Source organism: Rhizobium sp. TAL182 (genome assembly GCF_002117725.1).
GTDB classification, from domain to species: domain Bacteria; phylum Pseudomonadota; class Alphaproteobacteria; order Rhizobiales; family Rhizobiaceae; genus Rhizobium; species Rhizobium esperanzae.
Genome location: NZ_CP021024.1, coordinates 3,234,144 through 3,247,946 on the forward strand (window position 1 = coordinate 3,234,144; position 13,803 = coordinate 3,247,946).

Genomic DNA, 13,803 nt, shown 5'->3' on the forward strand with positions numbered 1-13,803 from the left:
GCACAAGGCCGAGGGTGACGTCGCGTAGAGAATCTATCGACAAGCGAACGGCCCGTCGGATGACGGGCCGCTGCAAATATTCAGAATGACGAACAGGTCGGCCTGTTATTATTCCGCCGGCTGAAGTCCGCCGGCCGGAGCGCCCTCTTCCGCCTGACCGCCCAGCGCTCTAGCGAGCTGCGCTGTATCCAGCTCGTTTTCCCAACGGGCCACGACGATCGTCGCGACCGCATTGCCGACGAGGTTGGTCAGCGCCCGGCATTCCGACATGAAGCGGTCGATGCCGAGGATCAGCGCCATGCCGGCGACCGGCACGGAGGGCACGACGGAGAGTGTGGCGGCAAGCGTGATGAAGCCAGCGCCGGTGATGCCCGCAGCCCCCTTCGAGCTCAGCATCGCCACGAGCAGCAGCAGGATCTGATCACCCCACGAGAGCTGAATGCCTGTTGCCTGGGCAATGAAGAGTGCGGCCAGCGTCATGTAGATATTGGTGCCGTCGAGATTGAAGGAATAGCCTGTCGGGATGACGAGGCCGACGACCGAGCGCTTGCAGCCGGCCTTTTCCATCTTGTTCATCAGGCCGGGAAGTGCGGCCTCGGAAGACGAGGTGCCAAGAACCAGCAGCAGCTCTTCCTTGATGTAACGCAGCAGCGCCAGGATCGAGAAGCCGTTGTAGCGAGCGACGGCGCCGAGAACGACGAGAACGAAGAGCAGCGAGGTGACGTAGAAGGTGCCGATCAACATGGCGAGATTGGCGATCGATCCGATGCCGTACTTGCCGATGGTGAAGGCCATGGCGCCGAAGGCGCCGATCGGGGCAGCCTTCATCAGGATGGCGACCAGCTTGAAGATCGGAGCCGTCAGCGCATTCAGGATGTTGATGACCGGCTCGCCCTTTTCGCCGACCATTGCGAGCGCAATGCCGAAGAGCACCGAGAAGAACAATACCTGCAGTATGTCGCCATCGGCAAAGGCGCCGACAATTGTTGTCGGGATGATGTTCGTGAGGAAGCCGACGATGCTCTGCTCATGCGCCTTTTCGGCAAAGGTGGCGACGGCCTTCGGGTCAAGCGAAGCCGGATCGATATTCATACCGGCGCCGGGCTGAATGAGATTGGCGATGACCATGCCGATGACGAGCGCCAAGGTCGAGAAGGTCAGGAAGTACAACATCGCCTTGCCGGCGACGCGGCCGACCTTCTTCAGGTCGCTCATGCCGGCAATGCCGGTTGCCACCGTCAGGAAGATGACGGGCGCAATGACCATCTTCACGAGCTTGATGAAGGCATCGCCGAGCGGCTTCAGCTGCGTGCCGAGCTCGGGGTAGAAATGGCCGAGAAGGATACCCGCGGCGATGGCGGCGAGAACCTGAACGTAAAGATGGGTATAAAAAGGCTTCTTGCCCTTGCTGTCTGCAACTGCATCAAATGGTGCTGCGATCATGATATCCTCCTAAGGGCTCGCCCGGAACGAACTCCGGCCTCCCGAGCCGTTCGCTTCAATCCAACAGCTCAGCCGTTGTTGCCATCTCTTTCGCAAGCGCCGTGCCAGTTTTGGACTGGCGAATTAACTGGCTGATTTAGCAAACATAAAAAAATTCATGGCCGCCGCTCGCCCGTTAAGAAATGCGGAAATCCGCACAAACCCATTTGCATCTCGTGCAGAAAGATGCACAAATCCAACATGTCCTTGTCCGTCTCGCAAAAGCTGTGGCCTTCGCTGCCGCTACATCGTCGCATCCGCCGGATGTGGCGGGCCTATGCGGCGATCGCACTTCTCTCGGTGATCGCGAGCCTGTGGGCAAGCGGCGAGTTCGGCCGGCAGCAGGCAGAGGCCGCCCTCGAAGAGCAGGCTCGCACGGATGCGAGGCTGAACGCGGCGCTGCTGCGCACCGTGCTGGAAAAATACCGGGCGCTTCCCTTCGTGCTCTCGCAGGACACCGCGCTCGCAGCCGCGCTGGCGGAAAACAATGCCGGCACGTTCGAGCGGCTCAGCCAGAAGCTGGAAACGCTGGCGGCAGGCACGAAGGCCGCCGTCATCTATGTTATCGACAAGCACGGCATGGCGGTTTCGGCCAGCAACTGGCGCGAACCGACGAGTTTCGTCGGTAACGATTATCGTTTCCGCGAATATTTTCAGGCTGCGATGGCAAACGGACAGGCCGAGCATTTCGCGCTCGGCACCGTCAGCAAGAAACCCGGCCTCTATATTTCCCAGAGAATCTTGGGCAGCAACGGCCTCCTCGGCGTCGTCGTCGTCAAGCTGGAATTCGACGACGTTGAAGCCGACTGGAACGCCACCGAGGCCCCCTCCTACGTCGTCGACGAACGCGGCATCGTCCTCATAACAAGCGTTCCCTCATGGCGGTTCATGACGATCGGCCGGATTGCGGAGGACCGGCTGACGGCGATCCGCGAAAGCCTGCAATTCGGCGATGCACCGCTGCAGCCGCTGCCGCTCGATACTGTCCGGCACCTCGGCGACAGGCTCGATGTCGTCGAGATCGTCATGCCGGGCGGCGCCGGAAAGACCAGGTTTCTCGATGTCGGTACGCCGGTCCCTGAGACGCGCTGGCTGTTGCAGCATCTGGTGGCGCTCGGGCCGGCCGTCGATGCCGGCATTCGCGAGGCTCGCATGCTGACTTTGCTGACGCTGTTGCCGCTGCTGTCAGGCGGAGCCCTCCTGCTGCGCCGCCGTCAGGCCGTCACTTTGCGGATATTCAGGGAGCAGCAGGCGCGCGAGGAGCTTGAACGGCGGGTGGCCGAGCGGACATTGGATCTCAGCCAGGCGCGGGACCGGCTACAGGCAGAAATCACAGGCCACAGGAATACGGAGCAGAAACTGCAGGCGGTGCAGCAGGATCTGGTGCAGGCCAACCGCCTGGCGATCCTCGGCCAGGTCGCTGCCGGCGTCGCCCACGAGATCAACCAGCCGGTGGCGACCATCCGCGCCTATGCCGACAATGCCCGCACCTTCCTCGAGCGCGGCCAGACCGCGCCTGCCGGCGAAAATCTTCAGAACATCGCGGCGCTGACGGAGCGCATCGGCTCGATCACCGAGGAACTGAAGACCTTCGCCCGCAAGGGCCGCGGCAGTGCCGAGCCGACAGGCTTGAAGGACGTCATCGAAGGGGCGGTGATGCTGTTGCGCAGCCGCTTTGCCGGCCGCATGGATACGCTCGACATCGAGCTGCCGCCGGCCGAGCTGCAGGTCATGGGCAGCAGGATCCGTCTCGAGCAGGTGCTTATCAACCTGCTTCAGAATGCGCTGGAAGCCGTGGCTCCGAAGGGCGAAGAGGGGCGCGTCGAGGTCAGGACGTCGGTCGATGCGGAGACGGTGACGCTGACGGTCGTCGACAACGGCCCCGGCATTTCGCCTGAAATCCGCAAGGGCCTGTTCACGCCGTTCAACACCTCGAAGGAAAAAGGTCTCGGCCTGGGGCTTGTCATCTCCAAGGATATCGTCGGCGATTACGGCGGCCGGATGGAAGTTGAGAGCGATGGCGAGGGAAGCCGCTTCATCGTTCATCTGAGAAAGGCTTGAGATCATGGACATGGGCATACCCGTTGCTTTGATCGACGATGACGGCGATCTGCGCCGCGCCACCGCCCAGACGCTGGAACTCGCCGGCTTCTCCGTTTCCGCCTATGACGGCGCCAAAGCGGCGCTGGACGAGCTGCCGGCCGATTTTGCCGGCCCGGTCGTCACCGATATCCGCATGCCCGAGATCGACGGGCTGCAACTGTTCGCGACGCTCAAGGGTATGGATCCCGACTTGCCGGTGATATTGATGACCGGCCACGGCGATATTCCGATGGCCGTCCAGGCCATTCAGGATGGCGCCTATGATTTCATCGCCAAACCCTTCCCCGCCGACAGGCTCGTCCAGAGCGTGCGCCGCGCCAGCGAAAAACGTCGGCTCGTTCTGGAAAACCGCATGCTGCGCAAGGCTGCCGACGATGCGCAGGAGACCTTGCCGCTGATCGGCCAGACGCCGGTCATGGACAATCTCAGAAAGATCCTTCGCCACATCGCCGATACCGATGTCGACGTGCTGGTCGCCGGCGAAACCGGCAGCGGCAAGGAAGTGGTGGCCCAGATCCTGCATCAGTGGAGCCATCGCCGAAACGGCAATTTCGTGGCGCTGAACTGCGGGGCGCTGCCCGAAACCGTCATCGAAAGCGAGCTGTTCGGCCACGAAGCCGGCGCCTTTACCGGCGCCCAGAAGCGCCGCACCGGCCGCATCGAACATGCAAGTGGCGGCACGCTTTTCCTCGACGAGATCGAGAGCATGCCTGTCGCCACGCAGGTCAAGATGCTGCGGGTGTTGGAGATGCGCGAAATCACCCCGCTCGGCACCAACGAGGTGCGCCCGGTCGATCTGCGCGTCGTCGCGGCCGCCAAAATCGACCTTGGCGATCCCGAGGTGCGCGGCGATTTTCGCGAGGATCTCTATTACCGGCTGAATGTCGTGACGATTTCCATTCCGCCGCTGAGGGAGCGCCGCGACGATATTCCGCTGCTGTTTTCCCATTTCGCCGCCCGTGCGGCCGAGCGCTTCCGCCGCGATGTCCCGCAGCTTTCAGAGAATGTCCGCCGACATCTCGCCACCCATGCATGGCCGGGCAATGTCCGCGAGCTCTCCCACTATGCCGAACGGGTGGTGCTGGGTGTGGAAGGCGGCGGAGCGACGCTCGTTCCCCCGCAACCGACGGGCGGCACGCTGCCCGAACGGCTGGAACGCTACGAGGCAGAGATCATCCGCGACGCGCTTTCGGCGAATGACGGCGACGTGCGCCGTACCATCGAAGCGCTCGGCATTCCGAGAAAGACGTTCTACGACAAGCTGCAGCGCCACGGCATCAACCGAGGCGGCTATGCCTCGCGCAAATAACGCATGTCGCGCAAAAGTGTGCAGCGGTTTTGCGGCAACGACATGCGTAAAAACAAAATCTAAAGTACAACGAGCGAATTTGAAAGATCGCGACGCGCTTTAGCCGCTTCAGACTTCGACCAGCCCTAGCTTCTTCACCTGCCGGATCGTCAGCATGGTGCGCACGGTATCGACATGTTCGTTCGCCGTCAGCACCTCGATGACGAAATCCTGGAAGTGGGTGAGGTTCTCCGCCACACAATGCAGCAGGAAATCGCTGTCACCCGAAACCATCCAGGCCTGGCGCACCAGCGGCCACTCGGTGGTGGCGGCGGCAAACGCCTTGAGGTTGCCTTCCGACTGGTGTTTGAGGCCGACCATACAGAAAGCAACCAGATCGAAGCCGAGCTTCGGGCTGTTCAGCATCGCGTGGTAGCCTTCGATGATACCGGCTTCCTCGAGCTTGCGCACCCGGCGCAGACAGGGCGGCGCCGAGATACCGACCCGGTCGGCGAGCTCCACATTGGTCATGCGGCCGTCAGCCTGCAGCTCCCGGAGGATCTTTATGTCGATGACGTCGAGTTCCGTGCGACCCACGCCGTGGCCTTTCTTTAATTCTCCGCGGCGAGCTTCTATATAAAGCAGCGGAATACGCAAGAAAGTTTCAAGCCGATGACGGATTCTTGCACAGCAGGGCGATTTGCCTTGTTGGTAATGCAAGGCTGCCCTTGAATAATAGCATTGGTCGTTCATAAATGGCGCATGGACCGCGAAACGGCCTCAATCGCTCTTTAGCCGCCGCCCTCCTGCCAGTCGAAAGGAAATGACATGCCCGCCCGCCACACCAAGGTGCTCATCATCGGTTCCGGACCCGCCGGCTATACTGCCGCGGTCTACGCCGCGCGCGCCATGCTGAAGCCGGTTCTGATCGCCGGCCTCGAACAGGGCGGCCAGCTGATGATCACCACCGATGTCGAGAACTATCCGGGCTTTGCCGATCCGATCCAGGGTCCCTGGCTGATGGACCAGATGCTGCAGCAGGCAAAACATGTCGGCGCCGAGATCGTCAGCGACCTCGTGACCGAAGTCGACATGAACCAGCGTCCCTTCGTCGCCCGCACCGACAGCGGCCAGGTCTGGACAGCAGACACGCTGATCATCGCCACCGGCGCCAAGGCCAAGTGGCTCGGCATCGAAAGCGAACAGCATTTCCAGGGCTTCGGTGTTTCGGCCTGCGCCACCTGCGACGGCTTCTTCTATCGCAACAAGGATGTGATCGTCGTCGGCGGCGGCAACAGCGCTGTCGAAGAAGCGCTCTATCTCTCCAACATCGCCAAGTCGGTCACCCTCGTCCACCGCCGCGACACCTTCCGCGCCGAGAAAATCCTGCAGGAACGCCTGTTCGCGAGGGAAAACGTCAAGGTGCTGTGGAACACCGAAGTGGCCGAAATCACCGGCACGGCGGCCAAGCCCCCGATGCCGCAGTCCGTCTCCGGCGCTCGCCTGCGTGACGTCAGAACCGGCACGATCACCGAAATGCCGATCGACGGCGTCTTCGTTGCCATCGGCCACGCACCGGCAACCGAACTCTTCAAGGACAAGCTGAAGCTGAAGGACAACGGCTATCTCTGGACCGCGGCGGATTCGACCGCGACCAGCCTCGAGGGGGTCTATGCCGCCGGCGACGTGACCGACGACACGTTCCGGCAGGCCGTCACCGCCGCCGGCATGGGCTGCATGGCAGCGCTCGAGGCCGAGCGATATCTAACGGGCCACATGCCCGTCGCCGTGGCCGCGGAGTAAGACCGGCATGAGAGGCGGGGGAATGCCACTGGATTGGGACAAGCTGCGTATTTTTCACGCAGCTGCCGAGGCGGGTTCGTTCACGCATGCGGCGGATAAACTCCATCTGTCCCAATCCGCCATCAGCCGCCAGGTGAGCGCGCTCGAGCAGGATGTCGGCACCAAGCTGTTTCACCGTCACGCGCGCGGGCTGATCCTGACCGAACAGGGCGAACTGCTCTACCGCACCGCCCATGACGTGCTGCTGAAGCTCGAAACCGTCAAGATGCAGTTGACCGAGACGACGGAAACCCCGTCCGGCAAGCTGCGTGTGACGACGACGGTCGGTCTCGGCCAGGGCTGGCTGACCGACAAGATCCAGGAATTCCTACAGCTCTACCCCGACGTTCAGATCCAGCTGATCCTCGACAACGAGGAAGTGGATGTGAATATGCGCCATGCCGACTGCGCAATCCGCCTGCGTCAGCCGCAGCAGTCCGACCTCATCCAGCGCAAGCTCTTCACCGTGCACATGCACGTTTATGCCGCGCCCTCCTATATCAACCGTCATGGCGAGCCGCAGAAGATCGAGGATCTCGACAATCACCACATCATCACCTTCGGCGAGCCGGCGCCGAGTTACCTGCTCGACGTCAACTGGCTTGAGGTCGCCGGCCGCTCCTCGGACAACAAGCGCATCCCGCATCTGCAGATCAACAGCCAGACCTCGATCAAGCGCGCCTGCCTGCTCGGCATCGGTGTCGCCTGCCTGCCGGATTATATCGTCGGGCGCGACCCCGGCCTTATTCAGCTGCCGATCAATGCCGACGTACCGTCTTTCGACACGTATTTCTGTTATCCCGACGAAATCAAGAATGCCGCCAAGCTGAAGGCTTTCCGTGATTTCATTGTCAGCAAGGCCAGAAACTGGAATTTTTAAGCCAGATTTATGGAATGATTTCCATACTATGCATTGTGCGCATGACTGGCATGCACAAATGAGGGTTGCCGTTTGCCCATTAAACCACCATATCGCACATAGCTGATGCACATGGTGGCTTTTCCTCCCAGTTCCACCGCATTAGCTGTTCCCCTCTGGAGGTTTTTGAACCTTCACACTTATAAGGGCCCTGGTTTTCCAGCGGCCCTCTTTTTTTGCCTTGCAGCTTCGGAAAATGCCGCGCCGCAAAAAAATTGTGCGGCGCATAACAGGTATGCACAAAAAAGCATTGAAACATGCCTAAGGAAGCACCATATCCAACTCAGCTGATGCATTTCGTGGTTTCTCTCCCAGTTCCACCGCATTAGCTGTTCCCCTCTGGAGGTTATTGACCTTCACAATTCAAAGGGCCCTGGTTTTCCGGTGGCCCTCTTTTTTTGCCCAAAATTTACTCACGCGCCAAAAGCCGCCGCCTCACGTCTCCGTGATTTGCATATCGGCAAGCGTCGAACCATATATCGAAAAAATTCGATTTATGGATCGACCGACTGCGATGGATAAAGACGAAATCATCAAGGCACTCGCCCACCCCACCCGGATGGACATTCTGAGCTGGCTGAAGAATCCCGAGGAACATTTCCCCACGCAGGAGCATCCCTTCGAAATGGGCGTCTGCGCCAGCCAATTCGAGCGCTGCGGCCTATCCCAATCGACGGTTTCCGCCCATCTCGGAACGCTGCATCGCGCCGGTCTCGTCACCACCAAACGCGTCGGCCAGTGGATCTTCTACAAGCGCAACGAAGAAACGATCGCCGCTTTCCTCAAGCAGCTGACACAGGATCTTTAATGCCCCTCGCCCTTCTCGTCCTCGCCTTGAGCTCCTTTGCGATAGGCACGACCGAATTCGTCATCATGGGCCTGCTGCCGGAGGTCGCCACCGATCTCTCGGTGACGATCCCACAGGCCGGATGGCTGGTAACCGGTTACGCGTTGGCAGTCGCGATCGGCGCGCCCGTCATGGCAGTCTCGACCGCTAAATTGCAACGGCGCACGGCGCTGATTGCGCTGATGGCCTTCTTCATCGCCGGCAACCTGCTTTGCGCTCTGGCGAGCGATTATTGGGTGCTGATGATCGCCCGCATCGTGACCGCTCTCTGCCACGGCGCCTTCTTCGGCATCGGCTCGGTCGTCGCCGCCGGACTGGTTGCGGAAGACCGCAAGGCCCGCGCCGTCGCGCTGATGTTCACCGGCCTGACACTTGCCAATGTCCTCGGCGTACCGCTCGGCACCGCGATCGGCCAGGCCTATGGCTGGCGCGCCACCTTCGGCGTCGTCACCGTCATCGGCATCGTCACCATTCTTGGACTGATCGCCATCCTGCCGAACGACAAAAAACAGGAAAACGGCAGCATCCTGCGCGAGATCGCGGCACTCAGGAATAGCGGCCTCTGGCTGGCGCTTTCGACCACCGTCTTCTTCGCTGCCTCGATGTTCGCCCTCTTCACCTATATCGCGCCGCTCCTGCGTGATGTCACCTGCGTTTCGCCGGAAGGCGTCACCTGGACGCTGCTCCTGATCGGCCTCGGCCTGACCGTCGGCAATCTCATCGGCGGCAAGCTTGCCGATTGGCGGCTCGGCGTAACACTTGCCGGCGTCTTCGCCGCGATCGCCGTCACCTCGCTTGCCTTTAGTTATACGAGCCGCTTCTTCATCCCGGCTGAGATCACCCTCTTCCTCTGGGCGACCGCAAGCTTTGCCGCCGTGCCGGCGCTCCAGGTCGGCGTCGTCGGCTTCGGCAAAGATGCGCCGAACCTCGTTTCGACGATCAATATCGGCGCCTTCAACACCGGCAATGCATTCGGCGCTTGGGCGGGCGGCCTGGTCATCGATGCCGGCTTCGATCTCACCCGCGTTCCGCTCGCCGCAGCCCTGATGGCCCTGGTCGGCCTGGGTGCGACGGCGCTCACCTATCTCTCCGCCAGGGGCCGGGCTGCGCTTGCCCCCGCAGAGTGATCCTCCCGCAAAAGAAAGGACCATCATGGCCAAGCTTTTCGAACCCACCAAGGTTGGCGATATCTCCGTCAAGAACCGCATCGTCATGGCGCCGCTTACCCGCAACCGCTCGCCGGGCGCGATTCCCAACGACCTCAATGTCGAATATTACCGCCAGCGCGCCACGGCGGGCCTGATCATCACCGAAGCGACCGCGATCACCCATCAGGGCCAGGGTTATGCCGACGTGCCCGGCCTCTACAGCAAGGAAGCACTCGCCGGCTGGAAGCGCGTCACCGACGCCGTCCATGCAGCCGGCGGCAAGATCGTCGTCCAGATGTGGCATGTCGGCCGCATCTCGCACACGACGCTGCAGCCGGACGGCGGCAAGCCGGTCTCCTCGACCAATCGCATCGCCAAGGCCAAGACCTATCTGGTCAATGCCGACGGCAGCGGCAGCTTTGCCGATACCTCCGAGCCCCGCGCGCTCGAAACCGCCGAAGTCCCCGGCATCATCGAGGATTACCGCAAGGCAGCCCGCGCCGCCATCGATGCCGGCTTCGACGGTGTCGAGATCCATGGCGCCAATGGTTATCTGCTCGATCAGTTCATCCGTGACGGCGTCAACGACCGCACCGACCAATATGGCGGCTCGATCGAGAACCGCGCCCGCCTGACCTTCGAGGTCGTCGATGCCGTGGTGAGGGAAATCGGCGCAGGCCGTACCGCAATCCGCATCTCGCCGGTGACGCCGTCGGGCGAAAGCTATGATTCCAATCCGCAGGCGACCTTCACCCATGTCATCGAGGGGCTGGCAAGATACGGCCTCGCCTATATCCACGTCATCGAAGGCCAGACCGGCGGCGAGCGCGACTACAAGCAGGGCGACAACCCCTCCTTCGATTACAGAGCGCTGCGCCAGGCCTATGAAAAAGCCGGCGGCAAGGCGAACTGGATGGTCAATAACGGCTATGACCGCGATCTCGCGATCGACGCCGCCGAAAGCGGCCGCGCCGATCTGGTCGCCTTCGGCAAACCCTTCATCGCCAATCCCGATCTCGTCGAACGACTGGCAAAGAACCTGCAGCTCAACACGCCCGACCAGTTGACCTTCTACGGCGGCACCGCCAAGGGCTATCTCGACTATCCCACTCTCGAAAAGGTCGCCTGAGGTTTCAGGCGCGCATCAAGAAATCCCGCCTCTCGGCGGGATTTCTCAGGCTGGCGGACAACCACGGCAAACCCCGCGACGTCATCCTCGGCCTTGTGCCGGGGAAAGGCCTGGCATGACGGAGGAGACTTTGTCGACAAATACAGAAATCCCACTGAGAGGTGGGATTTGTGCGTTCAATATCTCTATATAGGATGTCATGTTTGCACCCTATCTCGATCGCTGGTCGCTCATGTCGGACGGCGAGCCCATCATCACCCATTCCAGCCGCCTGCTGCCGGTCCTCTGGCAGGAGAGACCCGCCATGCTGAAAGTTGCGACCGATATCGACGAACGATACGGCGCGCTGTTGATGCAATGGTGGGACGGCGACGGCGCGGCTCATGTCTATGCACACGAAGGCGACGCCGTATTGCTGGAAAGGGCAACCGGGAAACGCTCCCTGCTCGCCATGGCGATGGATGGAGAAGACGACGAAGCGAGCCGCATTCTCTGCCGCACCGCAGCGCGGCTGCATGCGCCGCGCGAAAGACCACTCCCCGATCCCATTCCCCTCACCCGCTGGTTCCGCGATCTCGAACCGGCCGCCGGCAAACATGGCGGCACGCTTGCCGATTGCTCGGCGATCGCCAAAGCCCTCCTTGCCGATCCGCGCGATCTCTCCGTCCTCCATGGCGACATCCACCACGGCAACATTCTCGATTTCGAGGAGCGCGGCTGGTTGGCGATCGATCCGAAACGGCTCCACGGCGAGCGCGGTTTCGATTTCGCCAATATCTTCGCCAACGAGGAATTGCCGACCATTACCGACCCCGCCCGCTTCCGCCGCCAGCTCGCCATCGTCTCTGCGGAGGCGGGGCTGGAGCCGCAGCGGCTGCTGCAATGGATCGCCGCTTATTCTGGCCTTTCCGCCGCCTGGTTTCTCGGCGACCCCAATATCGAACAGGCGGAGACGGCCTTGACGGTCGCGCGGATCGCGCTGGCCGAGCTGGCGGCCTAAGGCGCCTTCTGCAGCGTATGCCCGATAAAGGCGGCCGCGGTGTCACGATGCGCTTCGGGCAGGCAGCCGAGAGCCACCAGTGAGGCTCTCACCGCCTCGTCGATCGGCGTCTGCGGCTCCTTGCTAAGTTCGGCGACAAGCTTGGCGTTGTTCATCCTGAGCGGCACTTTCCAGAGATAGCGCATCTCGTTGATCTCCCGCATCAACGGAACGAAAGGCGCGGCGAGCGGCACGATCCACCAGGGAAACCGCCCGATCTTCGCCTTGCCGCCGGCAACACGCTTGATCGCTTCTGCCATCTGCATGCCATCTGCATCCCAGAAGCCATCCATATGATAGACGGCGAAGGGCGGCAGCTGATCGGCCCGCTCGATGAGCTGGGTGATGGTTTCCGCAATGTCGGGCAGATAGGTCCACTGATGGCCGATGCCGCGCCGTCCCGGATTCTTGATGGTGCCGACCGGCTTGCCCGGCGTCACCAAACCCGATGAGAACCAGCTATTGGCCGTTGCGCCCGGACCGAAGAAATCGCCAGCCCTGACGACGATCGCACAGGTGCCGGATTGCGATGCCGCCTTCAGCCGCTTCTCCATCTCGACGCGGATCGCTCCCTTCTTTGTAAGGGGATGCTGCGGGCTTTCCTCCGTCGGCGACTGCAGGGCATCGGGACCGAAATTGTAAACGTTGCCCGGCAGCACGATCCGCGCTCCGGCGACGCAAGCGGCAGCGATCGTATTGTCGAGCATCGGCAGCACCAGCCTTTCCCAATCGCGATAGCCGGGCGGATTGACCGCGTGGACAATCAGGCCAACACCTTCAGCCGCCGTCAGCACGTCGCCAGCATTCATCGCATCGCCCTGCAGCCATTCGAATGCCGGCTCGTTCTTCGACGCCTTGGCGGCATCACGGTTGAGCGCCCGGATGCGCCAGCCACGGGCCAGAAGCTTGCGGGCGATCGCGCCGCCGATACCGCCGGTCGCGCCGAGAACCAGTGCCGTGATCTTCGTCTCTCCATTCATCGCAATCATCTCCTTCAATTGCATGAGATGACTATGCTCCTGCTTTCAGATAAACAAAATTGACGAAATAAGTGGATCAGCTATACAAAAACATATGACGCTCGAACCAAGCTGGGATTTTTACCGCAGTTTCGTGACCGTGCTCCAGCAGGGCTCGCTTTCGGCCGCTGCGCGCGAGCTGGGGCTGACCCAACCGACGATCGGCCGCCATGTCGATGCTCTGGAACAGGCGATCGGCGCCGAGCTCTTCATCCGGTCGCCGAACGGCCTCGTGCCGACCGACGCCGCACAGGCGCTAAAACCCTATGCCGAAACGCTGGCGGCAACCGCCGCCGCCCTTTTGCGCACCGCATCCGGCGAGCGCGAGAGGGTAGCCGGAACGGTCAGGGTCAGCGCCAGCGAGGTCGTCGCCGTCGAGATCCTGCCTCGGATTTTCGGGTCCCTGCAGGAAGTCTATCCCGAACTCCAAATCGAGCTCTCGGCATCCGATACCATCGAAGATCTGGTAAATCGCGAGGCCGATATCGCCGTACGCATGGCCGAGCCGCAACAGGATGCTCTCATCGTGCGCCGCATCGGCGACATCCCGATCGGCTTCCACGCCCACCGCCGCTATCTCGAACGGCACGGCACTCCGCAAGCCATGGCGGACCTCGCCAACCACCGGCTCATCGGCTTCGACCGGCAGACGGCCTACGTCCGCATGGTGATGAAGCGCTATCCGGCGTCCGAAGGCATCAAATTCTCCTACAGGACCGACAGCAACCTTGCCCAGCTCTCCGCAATCCGCGCCGGCGTTGGCATCGGCCTCTGCCAGATCGGACTGGCCCGAGAAAACCCCGACCTCGTGCATGTCCTTTCCGATGCGTTCGAGATTCCGCTCGGTACATGGGTGGTCATGCACGAAAGCCTGAAGACCTCACCGCGCTGCCGCGCGACGTTCGACGCGCTGGTCCAGGGGCTCCGGACTTACCATCGTCATTCCACAGGCGCGCAAGCGGAAATCGAGATCGATTTTCGATGAGA

General features: G+C 61.7%; 12 protein-coding genes. 9 read left to right on the top strand and 3 right to left on the bottom strand.

Translation table 11 applies throughout. From position 1 onward, the window contains the following. Window positions 1-108: 108 nt before the first annotated feature. A complete protein-coding gene (locus Tal182_RS16390) occupies window positions 109-1,443 on the bottom strand; it encodes a dicarboxylate/amino acid:cation symporter (RefSeq protein ID WP_085860112.1) in 1,335 nt (444 codons plus the stop codon). A 225-nt stretch (window positions 1,444-1,668) separates the two neighbouring features. Here Tal182_RS16390 and Tal182_RS16395 point away from each other — a divergent pair, with 225 nt between their 5' ends. Continuing rightward, window positions 1,669-3,543, top strand: a complete 1,875-nt coding sequence (locus Tal182_RS16395; RefSeq protein ID WP_085860113.1) for a sensor histidine kinase — start codon at window positions 1,669-1,671, stop codon at window positions 3,541-3,543. Between the two features lie 4 nt (window positions 3,544-3,547). Continuing rightward, a complete protein-coding gene (locus Tal182_RS16400) occupies window positions 3,548-4,894 on the top strand; it encodes a sigma-54 dependent transcriptional regulator (protein WP_085860114.1) in 1,347 nt (448 codons plus the stop codon). A 108-nt stretch (window positions 4,895-5,002) separates the two neighbouring features. On the opposite strand, the gene Tal182_RS16405 is transcribed toward Tal182_RS16400, so the two are convergent. After that, window positions 5,003-5,470, bottom strand: a complete 468-nt coding sequence (locus tag Tal182_RS16405; RefSeq protein ID WP_009992419.1) for an Lrp/AsnC family transcriptional regulator — start codon at window positions 5,468-5,470, stop codon at window positions 5,003-5,005. A gap of 231 nt (window positions 5,471-5,701) precedes the next feature. On the opposite strand from Tal182_RS16405, the gene trxB reads away from it, so the two are divergent. The 6 genes from trxB to Tal182_RS16435 all read left to right on the top strand — a co-directional run bounded on the left by trxB (window position 5,702) and on the right by Tal182_RS16435 (window position 11,758). After that, entirely contained in the window at window positions 5,702-6,676 is a 975-nt protein-coding gene (gene trxB / locus Tal182_RS16410) for a thioredoxin-disulfide reductase (RefSeq protein WP_064810917.1), read from the top strand. A 22-nt stretch (window positions 6,677-6,698) separates the two neighbouring features. After that, window positions 6,699-7,595, top strand: a complete 897-nt coding sequence (locus tag Tal182_RS16415; RefSeq protein WP_064803999.1) for a LysR family transcriptional regulator VtlR — start codon at window positions 6,699-6,701, stop codon at window positions 7,593-7,595. A 553-nt stretch (window positions 7,596-8,148) separates the two neighbouring features. Beyond that, window positions 8,149-8,442 carry a metalloregulator ArsR/SmtB family transcription factor gene (locus Tal182_RS16420; protein WP_064804001.1) on the top strand — a complete coding sequence of 98 codons (294 nt, stop codon included), beginning with the start codon at window positions 8,149-8,151 and terminating at the stop codon, window positions 8,440-8,442. Further along, window positions 8,442-9,608: an MFS transporter gene (locus Tal182_RS16425; protein ID WP_085860115.1), complete on the top strand. Its 1,167-nt coding sequence runs from the start codon at window positions 8,442-8,444 to the stop codon at window positions 9,606-9,608. Before Tal182_RS16420 ends, Tal182_RS16425 begins: the two co-directional genes overlap by 1 nt. A 25-nt stretch (window positions 9,609-9,633) precedes the next feature. Next, on the top strand, window positions 9,634-10,758 hold the full coding sequence (locus tag Tal182_RS16430; protein ID WP_085860116.1) for an alkene reductase: 1,125 nt from the start codon (window positions 9,634-9,636) through the stop codon (window positions 10,756-10,758). A 199-nt stretch (window positions 10,759-10,957) separates the two neighbouring features. After that, entirely contained in the window at window positions 10,958-11,758 is an 801-nt protein-coding gene (locus tag Tal182_RS16435; protein WP_085860117.1) for an aminoglycoside phosphotransferase family protein, read from the top strand. Here the strand turns inward: Tal182_RS16435 and Tal182_RS16440 are convergent. Beyond that, a complete protein-coding gene (locus Tal182_RS16440) occupies window positions 11,755-12,777 on the bottom strand; it encodes an NAD(P)H-binding protein (protein ID WP_085860971.1) in 1,023 nt (340 codons plus the stop codon). The two genes, Tal182_RS16435 and Tal182_RS16440, sit on opposite strands and share 4 nt — an antisense overlap. A 94-nt stretch (window positions 12,778-12,871) precedes the next feature. Between Tal182_RS16440 and Tal182_RS16445 the strand changes: the two genes are divergently transcribed. After that, window positions 12,872-13,801 carry a LysR family transcriptional regulator gene (locus tag Tal182_RS16445; RefSeq protein WP_085860118.1) on the top strand — a complete coding sequence of 310 codons (930 nt, stop codon included), beginning with the start codon at window positions 12,872-12,874 and terminating at the stop codon, window positions 13,799-13,801. The last annotated feature ends 2 nt before the right edge of the window (window positions 13,802-13,803 follow it).

Coding starts and splice junctions, on each gene's coding strand:
- Tal182_RS16435 (WP_085860117.1), top strand. CDS start 10,958: ATGTTTGCACCCTATCTCGATCGCTGGTCGCTCATGTCGGACGGCGAG.
- Tal182_RS16415 (WP_064803999.1), top strand. CDS start 6,699: ATGCCACTGGATTGGGACAAGCTGCGTATTTTTCACGCAGCTGCCGAG.
- Tal182_RS16420 (WP_064804001.1), top strand. CDS start 8,149: ATGGATAAAGACGAAATCATCAAGGCACTCGCCCACCCCACCCGGATG.
- Tal182_RS16445 (WP_085860118.1), top strand. CDS start 12,872: ATGACGCTCGAACCAAGCTGGGATTTTTACCGCAGTTTCGTGACCGTG.
- Tal182_RS16400 (WP_085860114.1), top strand. CDS start 3,548: ATGGACATGGGCATACCCGTTGCTTTGATCGACGATGACGGCGATCTG.
- trxB (WP_064810917.1), top strand. CDS start 5,702: ATGCCCGCCCGCCACACCAAGGTGCTCATCATCGGTTCCGGACCCGCC.
- Tal182_RS16440 (WP_085860971.1), bottom strand. CDS start 12,777: ATGAATGGAGAGACGAAGATCACGGCACTGGTTCTCGGCGCGACCGGC.
- Tal182_RS16430 (WP_085860116.1), top strand. CDS start 9,634: ATGGCCAAGCTTTTCGAACCCACCAAGGTTGGCGATATCTCCGTCAAG.
- Tal182_RS16390 (WP_085860112.1), bottom strand. CDS start 1,443: ATGATCGCAGCACCATTTGATGCAGTTGCAGACAGCAAGGGCAAGAAG.
- Tal182_RS16425 (WP_085860115.1), top strand. CDS start 8,442: ATGCCCCTCGCCCTTCTCGTCCTCGCCTTGAGCTCCTTTGCGATAGGC.
- Tal182_RS16395 (WP_085860113.1), top strand. CDS start 1,669: ATGCACAAATCCAACATGTCCTTGTCCGTCTCGCAAAAGCTGTGGCCT.